Source organism: Streptomyces sp. LN549 (assembly GCF_043203805.1).
Lineage (GTDB): Bacteria > Actinomycetota > Actinomycetes > Streptomycetales > Streptomycetaceae > Streptomyces.
Genome location: NZ_JAZHRI010000002.1, coordinates 3,686,739 through 3,702,497 on the forward strand (window position 1 = coordinate 3,686,739; position 15,759 = coordinate 3,702,497).

15 protein-coding genes and 1 pseudogene are annotated in these 15,759 nt (G+C 70.4%); 8 read left to right on the top strand and 8 right to left on the bottom strand.

Annotated features, from left to right (window positions below):
• Positions 1–243: 243 nt before the first annotated feature.
• The 6 genes and pseudogenes from SH922_RS16515 to SH922_RS16540 form a co-directional block, all read left to right on the top strand.
• Entirely contained in the window at positions 244–1,806 is a 1,563-nt protein-coding gene (locus tag SH922_RS16515; protein WP_393058720.1) for a potassium/proton antiporter, read from the top strand.
• Positions 1,807–2,118: 312 nt separating this feature from the next.
• Positions 2,119–3,402: an MFS transporter gene (locus SH922_RS16520; protein WP_393058721.1), complete on the top strand. Its 1,284-nt coding sequence runs from the start codon at positions 2,119–2,121 to the stop codon at positions 3,400–3,402.
• A gap of 66 nt (positions 3,403–3,468) precedes the next feature.
• Positions 3,469–3,843: an FmdB family zinc ribbon protein gene (locus tag SH922_RS16525; protein ID WP_393058722.1), complete on the top strand. Its 375-nt coding sequence runs from the start codon at positions 3,469–3,471 to the stop codon at positions 3,841–3,843.
• A gap of 118 nt (positions 3,844–3,961) precedes the next feature.
• Positions 3,962–4,795: an S-methyl-5'-thioadenosine phosphorylase gene (locus SH922_RS16530; protein ID WP_393058723.1), complete on the top strand. Its 834-nt coding sequence runs from the start codon at positions 3,962–3,964 to the stop codon at positions 4,793–4,795.
• Positions 4,796–4,975: 180 nt separating this feature from the next.
• Positions 4,976–5,542, top strand: coding sequence for a hypothetical protein (locus SH922_RS16535; protein WP_393058724.1), 567 nt, complete (start codon positions 4,976–4,978; stop codon positions 5,540–5,542).
• 165 nt (positions 5,543–5,707) lie between these two features.
• Positions 5,708–5,992: pseudogene (locus SH922_RS16540) on the top strand (MscL family protein); the annotation flags it as partial.
• Between the two features lie 37 nt (positions 5,993–6,029).
• Here the strand turns inward: SH922_RS16540 and SH922_RS16545 are convergent.
• From SH922_RS16545 to SH922_RS16575, 7 genes are all read right to left on the bottom strand, one after another.
• Complete coding sequence (locus SH922_RS16545) at positions 6,030–6,239, bottom strand: hypothetical protein (protein WP_219574335.1); 210 nt, start codon at positions 6,237–6,239, stop codon at positions 6,030–6,032.
• 96 nt (positions 6,240–6,335) lie between these two features.
• On the bottom strand, positions 6,336–6,713 hold the full coding sequence (locus tag SH922_RS16550; protein ID WP_393058725.1) for a hypothetical protein: 378 nt from the start codon (positions 6,711–6,713) through the stop codon (positions 6,336–6,338).
• Complete coding sequence (locus SH922_RS16555) at positions 6,710–7,390, bottom strand: Rieske (2Fe-2S) protein (protein WP_393058726.1); 681 nt, start codon at positions 7,388–7,390, stop codon at positions 6,710–6,712. Before SH922_RS16555 ends, SH922_RS16550 begins: the two co-directional genes overlap by 4 nt.
• On the bottom strand, positions 7,387–7,989 hold the full coding sequence (locus tag SH922_RS16560) for a 4Fe-4S dicluster domain-containing protein (RefSeq protein WP_362542433.1): 603 nt from the start codon (positions 7,987–7,989) through the stop codon (positions 7,387–7,389). The genes SH922_RS16555 and SH922_RS16560 overlap by 4 nt, the downstream gene beginning before the upstream one ends.
• Positions 7,990–7,996: 7 nt before the next feature.
• The gene (locus tag SH922_RS16565; protein ID WP_393058727.1) at positions 7,997–10,321 is read right to left on the bottom strand and encodes a molybdopterin oxidoreductase family protein; all 2,325 of its coding nucleotides are present in this window, start codon (positions 10,319–10,321) and stop codon (positions 7,997–7,999) included.
• The gene (locus SH922_RS16570) at positions 10,318–11,469 is read right to left on the bottom strand and encodes an MFS transporter (RefSeq protein ID WP_393058728.1); all 1,152 of its coding nucleotides are present in this window, start codon (positions 11,467–11,469) and stop codon (positions 10,318–10,320) included. The genes SH922_RS16565 and SH922_RS16570 overlap by 4 nt, the downstream gene beginning before the upstream one ends.
• Before the next feature lie 105 nt (positions 11,470–11,574).
• Positions 11,575–11,733 carry a hypothetical protein gene (locus tag SH922_RS16575; protein ID WP_393058729.1) on the bottom strand — a complete coding sequence of 53 codons (159 nt, stop codon included), beginning with the start codon at positions 11,731–11,733 and terminating at the stop codon, positions 11,575–11,577.
• Positions 11,734–12,037: 304 nt separating this feature from the next.
• Between SH922_RS16575 and SH922_RS16580 the strand changes: the two genes are divergently transcribed.
• The gene (locus SH922_RS16580) at positions 12,038–13,183 is read left to right on the top strand and encodes a P1 family peptidase (RefSeq protein ID WP_393058730.1); all 1,146 of its coding nucleotides are present in this window, start codon (positions 12,038–12,040) and stop codon (positions 13,181–13,183) included.
• A gap of 133 nt (positions 13,184–13,316) precedes the next feature.
• On the top strand, positions 13,317–14,111 hold the full coding sequence (locus SH922_RS16585; RefSeq protein WP_393058731.1) for a DUF6227 family protein: 795 nt from the start codon (positions 13,317–13,319) through the stop codon (positions 14,109–14,111).
• A gap of 106 nt (positions 14,112–14,217) precedes the next feature.
• Here SH922_RS16585 and SH922_RS16590 read toward each other — a convergent pair whose 3' ends face one another.
• Entirely contained in the window at positions 14,218–15,756 is a 1,539-nt protein-coding gene (locus SH922_RS16590) for an MFS transporter (RefSeq protein ID WP_393058732.1), read from the bottom strand.
• Positions 15,757–15,759 lie beyond the last annotated feature (3 nt).

The window sequence follows — 15,759 nt, forward strand, 5'->3', positions numbered from 1 at the left end:
TGCAGGAGCAACCATAGGCGCAGCGTCGAGGCCGGTCCGACGCGGTATCGGGATGGTTCGAATTGCGTAGCGATCGTACGAATGCTCGAACGCATCAAGAAAACGTTAAAGATTAGGTAAGGTAACGAAGTAACCGGCCACCGGAAGACGATCCGGCAGGCGTACGCAGGGAAGGACCGGCCACTGACTGTCCACGCGCTCAACGAACTCCTGCTCGTCTGCTCACTCGTCCTGCTCGTCGCGGTGGCGGCGGTACGCATCTCGTCCCGCAGCGGGCTCCCCAGCCTGCTCCTGTACCTCGGCATCGGGATCGCCATGGGGCAGGACGGGTTCTTCGACGTCAAGTTCGACAATGCGGAACTGACGCAGGTGATCGGCTATGCCGCCCTGGTCGTGATCCTCGCCGAGGGCGGCCTCGGCACGAAGTGGAAAGAGATCAAACCCGCGCTGCCCGCAGCCGTAGTCCTCTCCCTCGTCGGCGTCGGCGTGAGCGTGGGCGTGACCGCGGCCGGAGCGCACTATCTGGTCGGTCTGGAATGGCGGCAGGCGCTGATCATCGGCGCGGTCGTCTCCTCCACGGACGCCGCCGCGGTCTTCTCCGTGCTGCGCAAGGTGCCACTGCCCGCCCGGATCACCGGCGTCCTGGAGGCCGAGTCCGGCTTCAACGACGCCCCCGTGGTGATCCTGGTGGTGGCCTTCTCGACCGTGGGTCCGGTCGACAGCTGGTACGTACTGGTCGGCGAGATAGCCCTGGAACTGGCCATCGGCGCGGCCGTGGGCATCGCTGTCGGCTGGCTCGGCTCGTACGGACTGCGTCATGTGGCCTTGCCCGCCTCGGGCCTCTACCCGATCGCGGTGATGGCGATCGCGGTGTCCGCGTACGCCGCCGGCGCGATGCTGCACGGAAGCGGATTCCTCGCCGTCTACCTCGCCGCGATGATCCTCGGCAACGCCAAGCTGCCGCACTGGCCCGCCACCCGCGGGTTCGCCGACGGACTCGGCTGGCTGGCCCAGATCGGCATGTTCGTCCTGCTCGGACTGCTGGTCACCCCGCACGACCTGATCGACGACTTCTGGCCCGCCGTCGTCGTGGGACTGGTACTGACCGTGGTGGCCCGGCCGCTGGAGGTCTTCATCTCGCTGGCACCCTTCCGGCTGCCCTGGCAGGAGAAGGCCCTCATGTCCTGGGCCGGGCTGCGCGGCGCGGTGCCCATCATCCTGGCGACCATTCCCATGGTGTCCGGGATCGAGGGCTCCACCCGGGTCTTCAACATCGTGTTCGTGCTCGTCGTCGTCTACACCCTCATCCAGGGACCCACCCTGCCCTGGCTCGCGAAGGCCCTCAAGATCGCCGACGACCCGTCCGAGACGGCCGACCTGGGCATCGAGTCGGCGCCGCTGGAGCGGCTGCGCGGACATCTGCTCTCGGTGGCCATCCCCACGCAGTCGAAGATGCACGGCGTCGAGGTCGGCGAACTGCGCCTGCCCGCGGGAGCGGCGGTGACGCTGGTCGTCCGGGACGGCAAGAGCTTCGTGCCCGCACCCTCGACCGTGCTGCGCCGCGGCGACGAACTGCTGGTCGTGACGACCGACCCGGTGCGCGACGCGACCGAGGCCCGGCTGCGCGCGATCGGCGAGGGCGGCAAGCTGGCCGGCTGGCTGGGCACCGGCGGGAACGCCGGCGACGAGACCCTCGCCGGGCCCCACGTGGCCAACGCGCTCAAAGCAGTGAAGAAGCTGGGCAGAACGGACGACGCCAGGAAACACGAGGACCGGGCTGCCCGGGACAACAGGGCCCACCACTGAGGACAGGCGGACACACCCCGTGTCCGCAGGTGAGAGACGTTGCCTTGCACACAGTCACAGGTGGACCGGGACCCTTGCCTGTAGCATGAAGGAAACCCAGATCGACCTATTTGATCCACCAACTCTGCCTGACGCAGAGCTGGCGCGACCGTATGGCGGTCGTGGCGTCCTCCGCCTCTACTGCGAGCGCCCGGCATCTACCGCAGTTCCGCGCGAAGAGGACAGCTCTCGGCAGCTCCTGGCCGGGTCCGCACCCACGTGCCGGCCCGCCTCGCAGGAGCACGGCCACCAGGCGGCAGAAAGGCATGGACCGTGGCGTCCACGGTCTCCGACCGCCCCGGATACGGGCAGTTGCTGCGCACCCCGGGTGCGTGGACCTTCCTCCTGCCGGGCTTCGCCGCACGGCAGCCCTTCGCGATGCTGACCATCGGCATCGTCCTGCTCGTCCAGCACACCACCGGCTCCTACGGCAGCGCCGGTGCCGTCGCCGCCGTGACCGGGGTCTCCATGGCCCTGTTCGCCCCGCAGACCGGCAAGCTCGCCGACCGTTTCGGCCAGCGTGCCGTGCTGCTCCCGGGCGTCCTCGTGCACACGGCGTCCGTCTCGGCCCTGACCGCGCTCGCGCTGGCGGGCGCCCCGATGTGGGCCCTGTTCGCCGCCGCTGTCCCGACCGGCGCCTCCGTCCCGCAGATCGGCCCGATGGTGCGGGCCCGCTGGGCGGCCGTGCTCGGGGCGGCGCCGGGCCGGGAGGCCTCGCCGCTGATGTCGACGGCTGCGGCCTTCGAATCGGTGACGGACGAGTTCACCTTCGTCATCGGCCCCGTTCTCGCCACCGCACTGTGCACCGGGGTGCACCCGGCGGCGGGGCTGATCGCCGAAGCCGCCCTGACCCTGTTCGGCGGCCTGTTCTTCGCCGCCCAGCGCGCCACCCAGCCGGCGGTGCGCAACGCATCGGCCACCGGATCCCAGCGTCACGCCTCCGCACTGTCCGTACCCGGCGTACGTGTGCTCGCGGTGGCCTTCCTCGGTATCGGCGCGGTCTTCGGCGGGATGCAGGTCTCGCTGACCGCGTTCGCCGAGGAGATCGGCAGCCCCGGTGCCAACGGTCTGCTGTACGGGATCTTCGCGGCCGGCAACATGCTGGCCGGCATCGCCTGCGGCGCCATCGCCTGGAAGACCGGGCCGCGGCGCCGGCTGATCGCCGGATACGCGGCCCTGACCCTCACCGCGTCGGGCCTCTGGGCAGTGCACTCCGTGCCGCTGCTGGCCGGGCTCGGACTGCTCGTCGGACTCTCCATCGCGCCGGCCCTGATCAGCGGCTACACCCTGGTCGAGGCACTGGTCCCGGGATCGGCGCGGACCGAGGCGTTCACCTGGCTCACGGGTGCGGTCGCGCTCGGCCAGGCGGCGGCGGTGACGGTGGCCGGGCAGCTCGCCGACGCCCATGGGGCGAGCACCGGATTCCTGGTGCCACTGGTGGGCACGGTGCTGGCGCTGGTGACCCTGGTGGGCCTGCGTTCACGGCTCCTCCCGAGGAGTTCGGGACGGACCGTGGCACGTGGGATCGGTCACCGCGGGCCGGTCACGGTGGACTGATCCCGAGGAATACGTCAGTATGGAGCGTCGTTAGCACTCATTGAGTCAGAGTGCCAGGAGGAACAAGTGCCGACCTATCAGTACCAGTGCACCGAGTGTGGCGAGGGCCTCGAAGCGGTGCAGAAGTTCACCGATGACGCCCTCACGGTGTGCCCGAGCTGCGATGGACGCCTGAAGAAGGTGTTCTCGGCGGTCGGCATCGTCTTCAAGGGTTCCGGTTTCTACCGGAACGACAGTCGCGGTTCCTCGTCGAGCAGCACGCCGGCCCCGGCCGCTGCGAAGACGTCCGGTTCCGGATCGTCGTCCTCGACGGGATCGGACGCGAAGTCCTCGTCCTCCTCGTCGACGTCCTCCCCCGGTTCGTCCAGCTCTTCCACGGCGTCTTCTTCGTCGTCCGCTTCTTCTTCGTCGTCCTCGTCGAGCGGTTCGTCGGCCGCCTGAGGCGCTGCCCGACCGTTTCACCTGGCTTCACCGGGACCCCGCCGATCCACTCGGCGGGGTCCTCGGCTTTTTTCCGCCCGGCTGTGTCGAGCGCCGGGCGAACGCCTACTGTGACCGCATGGTGAACGCAGAGATCGGCGTGATCGGCGGTTCGGGGCTGTACTCCTTCCTGGAGGACGTCACCGAGGTCCGCGTGGAGACCCCTTACGGAGCGCCGAGCGACTCCGTCTTCCTCGGTGAGATCGGCGGCCGCAGGGTCGCCTTCCTCCCCCGTCACGGCCGCGGCCACCATGTGCCGCCGCACCGCATCAACTACCGCGCCAACCTGTGGGCGCTGCGCTCGGTCGGCGTACGTCAGGTGCTCGGCCCGTGCGCGGTGGGCGGGCTGAGGCCGGAGTACGGGCCGGGGACACTGCTCGTCCCGGACCAGCTGGTGGACCGTACGAAGACGCGTGTCCAGACGTTCTACGACGGGGAGACCCGGGCGGACGGGACGGCACCGAACGTCGTACACCTGGGCTTCGCCGACCCGTACTGCCCCGAGGGACGCAAGGTCGCCCTCGCGGCGGCCCGTGGACGGAACTGGGAAGCGGTGGACGGCGGGACGCTCGTGGTCGTCGAGGGGCCGCGCTTCTCGACCCGGGCGGAATCGCGCTGGCACGCGGCGATGGGCTGGTCGGTGGTCGGGATGACCGGACACCCCGAGGCCGTGCTCGCCCGTGAGCTGGGCCTCTGCTACACGACGATGACGCTGGTGACGGACCTGGACGCGGGCGCGGAGGCCGGCGAGGGCGTCTCCCACGAGGAGGTGCTCAAGGTGTTCGCGGCCAATGTCGACCGGTTGCGTTCGGTCCTCTTCGACGCGGTGTCCGCGCTGCCGGCGGAGGCGGACCGGGATTGCCTGTGCGCTCATGCGCTGGACGGGATCGAGACGGGGATCGAGCTGCCGTAGGCGATCAACTCCTGGCATACCTCCAGCGGGTGAGGGAGTTGTCCACATCGTGTGGGCCGTCCACAGGGCTCAGCGGGAATCTCGCGGATGGTGAATCGTGGGTGCTGTCCGGTCGATCCGCTTCGGCCGGACCACTCGATCCGGTTCCTTTGAACTCCCTCACCGCAGGCGGTGTTTGCCATGCCCCCGTACGGTCCCTCTTCTCCTTCGCACTCCGCGTCCCCGCCCCTGCCCGCCCCCGCACCGCCGCCCGGCGGGGTGCCGTCGTTTCCCCCGCTGCGGGTGCGTGGGGGCAGCGGGCACCGACTGCGGAGGGCGGTGTGGCGGCAGCGGAGGGCGATGGCGGCGGGGCTGGCGCTGACGGCTGCCGCGCTGGCCGCTTCGGGGCTCGGCGGAAGTGGGGCAGGGAGCGGACGTGGGTCCGGGGCCGGGGCGGCCGACACGGCCGGTAGCGCATCGCGCCACGTGTCGCCGCCCGTCCGCCTGGTGTCCGCGCCCGTCCGGATCGCCGATGCGGCGACCGTCCGGCTGTTGCGGCCGGGAGACCGGGTCGACGTGATCGCTTCCGAGGGTGCCGGAGCGGACTCCCGGGTATTGGCGAAGGGTGCGCGGGTGGCCCAGGTACCTTCGGCGTCCGCCGACGGCGCGGAGGACGGGGCTCTGATCGTGCTCTCCGTACCGCGGGCTACGGCCACGGCGCTGGCCGGTGCGGGAATCTCGGCCGGGTTTGCGGTGATCCTGTGCTGATTCGTACTGACGCGCCATCACGTCACGTGGCACCAGTCGCGGATGAGGTGGATTCCCCTTGTACTTCCGTAGGTTGCGGAACAGTTTGCTCCCCTTACGGCACCTGCAAAGGACGGCTCACGCGTGAGCGAGAAGGAGGTCAGCCTCCTGGACGGCTCGGCCCCGAAGACGGCCGAGGTGACCGAAGGCATCCGGATCCTGTGGGGTTCGGTGCTCAGCGCCACCCTCAGCTTCCTGATCCCCGCTGCCGTCGTCTGCTTCCTGATGGTGCTCCCGGTGGCGAAGTACCTCGCCAGGCGGGCCGCCGTGCAGGCGGCGAACGAAGGCGTGCAGGAGACGATGGAGGTGAGCGAGCCGGAGGTCCTGAAGGAGATCCGCGACGCTCTGGTCGCGCAGCGCAGCGGCAGCGGCCCGGTGGAAGGGAACCGCGGCGAGGACCCGGGGCAGGGGCGCCAGGAGCAGGACCGCGGGCCGGGCGGGGGTGGGCTCAGACGTGGTGGGGCGGCTTCTCGTCGAGGAAACGGGCCAGGTCGGCGGCGCTGCCACCGGAGGGGGCCCGCTCACCCCACCCCCGGTCCGTATCGTCCGCGGACTGCTGGTCCAGCGGATCGTCGAAGATCAGTGCCGGCTTGGGCTTCGGCCGGTCCGGCGAGTTCGGCTTCGAATCGCGCGGTCCGGGGGCGGGGGCGGTACTCATACCTCCAGGGTACGGCCGCCCTGCGGGGAGCGGGGGCGCACCGAAGCGCACCGCGCGAAGCCCGGACTCCCGGCTGCCCGCCTCCCGGGGCGCCGCTCAGCGGTCCTTGGGGTCGAGCCACCAGAGTCCGAGTACGACGAGGAAGGACAGGCAGAGGAATCCGGCGCCCCACCAGGCGGTACCGGTGCTGCCCTCCATCCATTCGTCGATGACGACCGTGAGTCCCCAGAGCTGCCCGATGACGACGGTCATGGCCAGGGTCAGCCGTGCCGTCAGTTTCGAGGACCGCTCCGGTTCCTGGTCGCTGCCCGCTCCCGGCCCCGGCCCGGTGTGGCGGACGCGGGGGTCGCCGTAGCCGCTGGTGGACCGGATCTGCGGGTAGCGCTCGTGGACGGGCCGGTTGAGTTCGGGCCGTGCGCTGCCCGGGTGGTACTCGGGGTAGAGCGGGCCGGTGGGCTGCTGGGCGTCGCTCATGTCCGCCTGCCGGAGGTCGGGGGCTCGGTGGCCTCGGTACGGGAGATGCCGGGGGCTTCGGCGCCCCTGCGGACTCCGGGGCAGCCGATCCGGGAGGCGAGGTCCGGGCGGTCGTCGCCGAGCTGGCGGCACAGCCCCTTCTCGATGCTCTCGCCGGAACGGGTGGTCCCTACCGCCCAGATACTGCCGTCCGTCTGCTCGGTGAGCACCACCTTGGGCAGTCCGCGGGGCGGCGGGCCGGCCGTGACCTCGCCGGTGCGGGCATCGAAGACGCCCTCGTGACAGGGGCAGTACAGCTCGCCTTCGGAGCCCCGGTCCTTCTGCCAGAGCACGGCACAGGCCAGGTGGGTGCAGATCGCCGAGTAGCCGACGAGGGTGCCGTCATTGAGCCGGACGGCGACCGCCTTGTCCTCCTCGTCCGGGTAGCTGAAGGCGAGGGACTCCCCGGGCAGCAGCTGGGAGCTGATCCTCTTCGGCGCGGGCGACTTGTCGTCCTCGGGGTCGCCGTGGCGGGGGAGCATGCCGCCCGCGACGCCAAGCCCGCCGACGGCGAGACCGCCGGAGACGGTGGCGACGATGCGGAGGTAGTCGCGGCGGGTGGTGAGGGAGTCCGCCGCGATCCGGTCGTGCAGGGCCTCGCGCGGGTCCCCGGAGGGCGGCTGTTCGGTGACGCTCATCGGCGGACGTCCTTCCCGTTGATCTCCACGACGGGCAGGCCGCCCGGCACCGGCCACTGGACCTTGTCGGCGGGGACGACCATGGCGACGCCGGTGCGGACCTCGGTCTCGCCGAAGACGAAGGTGTCGGCGACCTGGACTCCGGGGCGTTCGGCCTGGAGCTCCTCGACGGTTCCGTAGAAGAGCGCGCCGGTCGGGCAGACGGTGGCGCACATGGGGGCGAGGCCGTAGGCGGTGCGGTCGTAGCAGAGGTTGCACTTCATCTGCAGCTTCGCCTGGAGGTCGATCTTCGGCACGCCGAAGGGGCAGGCGTTGACGCAGTTGGCGCAGCCGATGCAGCGGGTGGTGTCCGCCTGCTGCACCACTCCGTCCGCGGTCACCAGGATCGCGTCGGCGGGGCAGACCTCGGCGCAGGGGGCGACGGGGTCCTCGCAGTGCATGCAGACCGTGGGAAGGGAGGCGACGGACTGGCCCTCGTCGGTGTAGTCGAGGTGGATCATCGACTTGCCCCGGTGGGAGTCGCACTCCCGGCAGGCGGAGACACAGGCCTGGCAGCCGATGCAGCGCCCCGGGTCGATGAAGATCGTTCTGCCCATCATGCGGGCATCAGCTCCTTTCCGAGGTGCCACGGCCCTGCGGGGACGTGGGCGGCAGCGGGTCGGTGCGGGAGACCTGGGTCTCCGGGTAGGCGACATGGCCCGGTGCGACCGGGGGTGCGGGAACCTCGTCGATCTTCTCGGCGTGCTCGATGCGGCAGGCGCAGACCTTGTACTCGGGGATCTTGGAGCGCGGGTCCAGTGCGTCGATGGTCAGCGCGTTGGCGGCGGTGGGGACGGGCCAGTGGTACGGGATGAAGACGGTGTCGGGGCGGATCGCCTCGGTGACCAGGGCGGGGAAGACCTCGCTGCCGCGCCGGGTGACGACGCGGACCGGTTCGCCGTTGCGGAAGCCGTGGGAGGGGTGGATCTCGGCCCAGGGGCGCGGGGTCTGTTCGACGAGGGCGCCCAGGCGGCGGGTCTGGTTGCCGGAGAGGAAGTGCGCGACGGTGCGACCGGTGGTGAGGGACATGGGGTGGTCGTCGTCGTACGGGTCCATCGGCAGGTGCCATTCGACGACCTGCATATGGATCTTGCCGTCGGGGTGGTAGGTCCTGCCGTCCTCGAAGAGCCGGGGGGTGCCGGGGTGGTCGGTGGACGGGCAGGGCCAGGCGATCCCGCCGGTCTCCTCCAGCCGTTCGTAGGTGATGCCGTAGTAGTCGTTGACGGTGCCGGCGGAGGCGATCCGCAGTTCGTCGAAGACCTCGCGGGAGTCGGCGAAGGCGAATTTGTCGCCCGCGCCGAGACGCCTGGCCAGTTCGCACATCACCCAGGTGTCGGTCCGTACGCCGGGGGGCGGGTCCTGGGCCTTGTTGTGCTTGACCACCCTGGCTTCGGCGTTGGCCATCACCCCTTCGTCCTCGGCCCAGGTGGTGACGGGGAAGACGACATGCGCGTTGGCCGCGGTCTCGGAAAGGAAGAAGTCGAATTGAGCGTGGAACTCCGCCGTGTCGTACCCCTCCTTGACCACCTTGTAGTTGGGCAGGGAGACGAAGGGGTTGTTGCAGATGCCGATCAGTCCGCGGATCTCGCGGCGCTGCATCTGCCAGACCATTTCCATCATCGAGGTTCCGGCGGGCGGGAGTTCGGACTCCTCGATGCCCCAGATCTCGCAGATCTGCCGGCGGTGCTCCTCGTTCAGGATCGAGCGTCCGCCCGGCAGGAGGTCGGACTTCTGGCCGTGCTCGCGGCCGCCCTGCCCGTTGCCCTGCCCGGTGATGGTGCCGTAGCCGGCACCGGGCTTGCCGATGTGTCCGGTGGCGGTGCAGACGTTGATCACGCTGAGGCAGTTCTCGACGCCCTGCGAGTGGTGCTCGATGCCGCGGGCGTGCCAGGCCATGGCCTTGGGGGCGCGGGCGAAGGTGCGGGCGACCTGGACGATCTGTTCCGCGGGGATCCCGCAGATCTCGGCGGCCCGGGACGGCGGGTACTCGGCCACCTTGGCCTTCACCTCCTCCCAGCCGGTGGTGTGGGCGGCGAGGTAGGCCTCGTCGGTGAGACCTTCCTCGATGACCACGTTGAGCACGGAGTTGAAGAACGCCGAGTCCGTCCCGGGCTTGAGGGCGACATGGATGTCGGCGGTCCTGGCGATGGCCGTCTCGCGCGGGTCGATGACGATCAGGCTCGCGCCGCGGTCCCGGGCGCCCCACACGTACTGGGTCATCACGGGGAAGCACTCGCCGACGTTGGAGCCCGCGATCAGGAGGCAGTCGGTGAGCAGGATGTCGGAGAAGGGGTTGCCGGCCCGGTCGATGCCGAAGGCGAGCTTGTTGGCGCCTGCCGCGCTGACCATGCAGAGCCGGCCGTTGTAGTCGACGTGCCGGGTCTTGAGGGCGACCCGGGCGAACTTGCCGACCAGATAGGTCTTCTCGGAGAAGAGGCTCGCGCCGCCGAGCAGCCCGAAGGCGTCGTTGCCGTAGGTCTGCTGGATGCGCCTGATCTCGGCGACGGTGAAGTCGAGCGCCTCGTCCCAGGAGACCTCCCGGAACTCCTCGTCGCGAGAGCGGCGCATGAGCGGGGCGGTGAGCCGGTCGGGGTGGTTGACCTGCTGGTACGCGTTGATGCCCTTGGGGCACAGGCGCATCCGGTTGATGTCGTGGTTGCGGGGTTCGACGCCGAAGACCTTGCCGCCGCGGTCGACGCGCAGATACATCCCGCACTGCACCCCGCAGAAGCAGCAGTGGGTGGGGACGAGCGTCTCGCCGTTCTGGTCGGCGTGCCACTGGTCGGCGGGGATGCCGCCGGCGTCACGGAAGGCGCGGGTGCCGGGCGGGGCGAGGGAGGGGTCGAGGGGGACGACCGCACGGGTGTCGGCTGCTCGCGGATCCGCGGTCACTTGAAGCCCTTCTTCACCTGGGAGAGATAGGCGCTGCCGCGCAGCACCCGCTTGCAGCGCGGGCAGTACTCGGCCCACTGGTCGAAGTCGAGGCTGAGGTCGCGCATGGTGCCGCGGAGGTTCTCGACGTACGGGGCGGTGTCGATGGGTTCCTCGCAGCGCCGGCAGCTGAAGACCTCCTGGTCCTGCCGGCCCGTGTACTTGAACAGCTGCATGCCGACTGCGGCGGGGCGCTGGACGATGTGGAAGAACTTCCCGAACGGGATGTAGATGAGGGTGAAGACCACCGAGACCATGTGGAGGATCGCCAGGAACTCGTATCCGCCGCCGTGCAGGAAGATCGACGAGAAGGTGAGGAGCAGCCCCGTCACGGAGATGACGATCAGCGCGATGAGCGGCACCAGGTCGTAGCCGAACCGCTGGCCGGTGATGGCGCCGCGGTCCTTCATACGGCGCCACAGGAAGTAGGAGGCGCCGGGGATGACGAGGACGGCGGCGATGTCCAGGCCGTGGAACATCAGCCAGCCGAGGATGTCCAGGGAGTCGAAGCCGACGATCTTGAAGCCCCAGATACGCATCTCGTAGCCGGGCCCGGAGCCGCTGTTCGAGGTGAAGGTGAACCAGCCCCACGTCAGCGGGAAGGTGATCAGGGAGGCGAGGATGCAGCCCCAGAAGATCAGCTGATGGGCTGCCCAGCGGGCGTGGGAGCGGGCGCCGAGGAACTTCTGGAAGCCCAGGTAGGTGGCGATCATCTTCGGCAGGGCGGTGGGTGCCTTACGGAAGTTCTCGGCCGAGAACAGGCTCCCCCAGCCCTTCTTGAACAGCCGTCGGGCGCCCGGTGCGGAGACCCAGACCGTATAGCGGTAGGCGACGCCGAATGCGAGGAAGACCGTGGCCACGGCGTAGGGCAGAAGCGCGGAGTCGAAGTTCTCCAGGAACCTGCTGCCGAGCACGATGGCCACGATCAGCAGGAGGGAGACGATCACACCGGCCGCCGTCGCGCGCGCGGTGACGGACCGGGGGACGGCGGCGCCGGAGCGGGCGGACCCGCCGGAGGACGGCGGGTCGACGGCCGCGCCGGCGGAACCGGTGTGGTCACCGGGGGTGGGCTGTGCTGCTGCGGCAGAGGCTTCTGGTGGCTCGGTCACGCCGTCAGCGTAGGGCCGTATGGGGATATTGGTCCTGTTTTATGACCTTACGGGGTGAGCCCGTCGTGGTCCGGCGGCATTCGGGTTGCGAGTTCGACGTACGGCTCACACGGCATTCAGCCCGCGTGAGGAGCTGTCGCCCTCGTAGGGCGTGCAGTTGCGCTGGACGAAGTCCCGGACGTCGATCGCGTCGCGCCACAGCCCGCCCCCGAAGCCGTCCCAGGCACCGCCGCCCGTGGTCGCCTCTGGCGAAGTCGCCGTCATGGCCGCACCTTCCGCTGCCGCCCACGCGTCTCCTTCGCCGCTGCGTCCATTGCGCTCCCGATCGACGCGACCTGCGGCCCGCATTGACCCTGGGCGAAGGGCCATTGGTCCCGTCGGTTGCCGGCGCGGACCGCGCATACACCGTCCGAGCTGGGCGTTCTTGTGGACCTTGGGCCCGTCGTTCACTTGTGAACACATTCACAAACATTTCGGCCCGTCCCGATTCCCCCGTCGTCCGGCGGGTACGTTCACGGTGCACGGCCCGCCCAGCGCAGTCAGCCACCCGCACCACGAGGAGCACCGGATGACCGGCCAGGACACCCCAGCCCCCACATCCCCGCCTTCGCCGGCGCCGCGCCGGAGGGACGCGCTGACCGATGTCGCGGGGATCCGCGTCGGGCATGCGCGGGTGGCAGGCGAGGGGGCGCTCAGCGGCACCACCGTGGTCCTCGCGCCCGAGGGCGGCGCCGTCGCGGCCGTCGACGTACGGGGCGGAGGCCCGGGCACCCGCGAGACGGACGCGCTGGATCCGCGCAATCTGGTGCAGCGCATCGACGCCGTGGTCCTCACCGGTGGCAGCGCGTACGGCCTCGACGCGGCGTCCGGGGTGATGGCGTGGCTGGAGGAGCAGGGGCGCGGCGTGCGGGTCGGCGTCGATCCGGCCCAGGTGGTTCCGGTCGTCCCCGCGGCCTGCGTCTTCGACCTGGGGCGAGGCGGCGACTGGCGGGCCCGGCCGGATGCCTCGACCGGCCGTGCGGCGGTGGAGGACGCGGCGCGCACGGAGCCGGGTGCCGCGGTCGCCGAGGGCTGTACCGGCGCGGGCACGGGCGCGGTCGCCGGGCAGCTGAAGGGCGGGGTGGGCACGGCGAGCGTCCTGCTGCCGTCCGGGATCACCGTGGCCGCGCTGGCCGTGGTGAACGCGGCGGGATCCGTGCTCGATCCGCGCACCGGGGTGCTGTACGGGGAGTACGGCGGCGCCGAGCCGGCCGTCGCACCCGCCCCGGAGATCCACCAGGAGGCGCAACGGCGCCTGGCGCAGGCGCACGACGCGAACACGCGCCCCCCGCTCAACACCACGCTCGCCGTCGTCGCCACGGACGCCGAACTCGGCCGCGCACAGGCGCAGAAGCTCGCGGGGACGGCGCACGACGGGCTGGCGCGCGCCATCCGGCCCGTACATCTGATGACCGACGGGGACACCGTCTTCGCCCTGGCCACCGGCGGGCGATCACTGGATGCGGCGAACCCGCTCGCGCTCAACGACCTGCTGGCGGCGGGCGCGGAGGCCGTGACCCGGGCCATCGTGAAGGCCGTGCGGGCCGCCACGGGCGTCAACGGCCACGACGGCGGCGGCACATACCTCGCGTACGGCGATCTCTACGGCACACCGCAGCAAACGGCACAGTCCCCGGACAACACGGTGCACGGAGTCGACTCGCCGTCGGCGTAGGGAAGTTCGGACGAAGAGCAGGAACCTTCTGCGTGCACCGTACGTTTTTCTCAACCCCGGTCACGATGTCAGACCCAGGGACTACGTTGAGCACGCATCAAGTCACACGCGGCGACGGCCTGGAGACAGCACCTTGAGCGATCCGTACGAGACAACCGAGCAGCACCTCGAGCGACTCCTGCGACGGGCTCTCAACTCGTTCGACCTGCCCGACAGTACGGTCGAGCGGCTCGGCACCGCCCTCGCCCACAGCAGCTCCCTGCACTCCTCGCACCACAGTTCCTCCCTGCACCGCGAGACCTATCGGCACACGTATCTGCTGGCCGACGGGACACCGCTCGCTCTGTGGGAGCTGGTGCACTGCGGCCCGCGCGACGCCGCGGACCACCCGGGATACGCCGCGGACCACCTGGGACACGACGCGCAGCCCGGCCCCCGGCAGCACGAGCTGTACGACGACGAGGGCGACGCCCACATCGCGGCGGCCCGGCTGACCGGCGGCTTCAGCGACGGCCCGGTCTTCGGGCAGGACGGGCCGCAGGCCGACCTGGAGATCCTCGACGCCCTGATGGCGGCGCCACCCGCCCCGCTGCCCCGGATGTACGCCCCGGACAACTCGGCGGACCACGCCCGCCGGGTGCTGCGCCGGGCGGAGAACCGGGATGTGCCGGGCGCGGCGACGGCGCACCTGCTGCGGTCGGCCTTCGCCCACCACATCACCCAGGCCTTCGGGCGGCAGTGCCAGGTGGACGGACGGGACGCGGGATTCACGCTGTACGAACACGCCTTCCTGCTTCTCGACGGCAGAGAGACGAGCCTGTGGGAGGTCGAGCACACGGCGACGCCGGACGGCCGTCACATGTGCGAGGTGTACGGCGACGAGGCCGCCGCGCGCCGCGCGATGGAAAGCCGTACCCGCATCTGCTGACGCGCTGCTCGGCACGGCCCCGGGCATGACGGTGCCCGCACCCCGGCCGGGGTGCGGGCACCGTCGATTCTTCCGTCTTCCGCTTCCGCTTCCGTGTCGCGCCTGCTCAGTGCGTCAGCACCGGCTCCTTGGCGGGCTCGTCGAAGGAGCCGGTGCTCTCGTCGCCGCCCTCCACGTGCTGCTTCGGCCGGGCCGGCAGCGCGAACATCACCAGGAAGATCACCGCGAGGACGCCGGCCACCCACCACAGCGACTGCTCGAAGGCGTCGGCGAACGCCGGGCCGATCTGCGGCGGCGTCAGCTTGTCGCTCATCGCCCCGAAGAAGACGACCGAGACCAGAGCCAGACCCAGCGCGTTGCCCATCTGCTGCACGGTGTTGAACAGCCCGGACGCCGATCCCGAGTGTTCCTTGGGCACCTCGGACAGCACCGCGTCGGCCAGCGGGGCCACGATCAGCCCCATGCCGACACCCATGACCACCAGCGGCAGCGCCATCTGCCAGGAAGTGATCCCCATGCCGTAGCGGCCGGACTCCCAGATGTAGAGCAGCAGACCCGCGATCATGAGCAGCGCCCCCGCCTGGAGCACCTTGCGCCCGAAGCGCGGCACCAGCTTCTGTACGGAGATACCGGCGGCGAAGGAGACGGCGACCGAGAAGGGGATACCGGTCGTACCGGCGCGCAGCGCGCTCCAGCCGAGCCCCTCCTGCATGTACAGCGTCCAGACCAGGAAGAAGATCCCGAGGCCGATGCCGAAGGTCAGCTGCACGGCGATGCCCGCGGCGAAGCTCTTGACCCGGAACAGCGACAGCTCGACCAGCGGCGAACCGTCCCGGCGCGCCTTCGCCCGCTCGAACAGCACGAGGGCGGCGAAGACCACGATGCTTCCGGCCATCGACAGGTAGCCCCAGAGCGGCCAGCCGAGCTCCTCGCCGCGGGTCAGCGGGTAGATGAGCATGAGCATCCCCAGCGTCACCAGCACCACACCGACCAGGTCGAGGCGGAGCGCCTTCGGCGCCTTGGACTCGGTGATGAACTTGCGGCCCAGGATCAGACCCGCGATGCCGACCGGCAGGTTGATCAGGAAGATCGGACGCCATTCGAGACCGGCGATGTTCCACTCGGTGAGCAGTGCGCCCAGCAGCGGACCGGACACGGCACCGAGGCCGACGATCGCGCCGAAGAGGCCGAAGACCTTGCCGCGCTCGTGTGCCGGGAAGGTGGCGTGCACGATCGACAGCACCTGCGGCACCATCAGCGCGGCCGTGCCGCCCTGGAGGATGCGGGAGGCGACGAGCATCTCCGGGTTGGCGGCGAATCCGCAGAGCGCGGAGGCCACGGTGAAGCCACCGATCCCGATGAGGAAGAGCCGCTTGCGACCGTAGATGTCACCGAGCCGGCCACCGGTGATCAGACCGGCGGCGAAGGCCAGGGCGTAGCCGGCGGTGATCCACTGGATCGAGCTGAACGAGGCGCCGGTGTCCGCCTTGATGCTCGGGATGGCGATGTTGACGATCGTGACGTCGACCAGGTCCATGAAGGCGGCGGTCATCACGATGGCCAGCGCGAACCACCGGCGACGGTCCGACGGGTCCGGGACCGCCGGGGCGGCCGCCGGCGACGGCAGGGATGCGGAAGAAGTCATATG

Bases quoted from the DNA above. Each gene is read 5' to 3' on its own strand.
- SH922_RS16530 (WP_393058723.1), top strand. From the start codon at position 3,962: ATGGTGAACGCAGAGATCGGCGTGATCGGCGGTTCGGGGCTGTACTCC.
- SH922_RS16535 (WP_393058724.1), top strand. From the start codon at position 4,976: ATGCCCCCGTACGGTCCCTCTTCTCCTTCGCACTCCGCGTCCCCGCCC.
- SH922_RS16545 (WP_219574335.1), bottom strand. From the start codon at position 6,239: ATGAGTACCGCCCCCGCCCCCGGACCGCGCGATTCGAAGCCGAACTCG.
- SH922_RS16550 (WP_393058725.1), bottom strand. From the start codon at position 6,713: ATGAGCGACGCCCAGCAGCCCACCGGCCCGCTCTACCCCGAGTACCAC.
- SH922_RS16555 (WP_393058726.1), bottom strand. From the start codon at position 7,390: ATGAGCGTCACCGAACAGCCGCCCTCCGGGGACCCGCGCGAGGCCCTG.
- SH922_RS16560 (WP_362542433.1), bottom strand. From the start codon at position 7,989: ATGATGGGCAGAACGATCTTCATCGACCCGGGGCGCTGCATCGGCTGC.
- SH922_RS16575 (WP_393058729.1), bottom strand. From the start codon at position 11,733: ATGACGGCGACTTCGCCAGAGGCGACCACGGGCGGCGGTGCCTGGGAC.
- SH922_RS16580 (WP_393058730.1), top strand. From the start codon at position 12,038: ATGACCGGCCAGGACACCCCAGCCCCCACATCCCCGCCTTCGCCGGCG.
- SH922_RS16590 (WP_393058732.1), bottom strand. From the start codon at position 15,756: ATGACTTCTTCCGCATCCCTGCCGTCGCCGGCGGCCGCCCCGGCGGTC.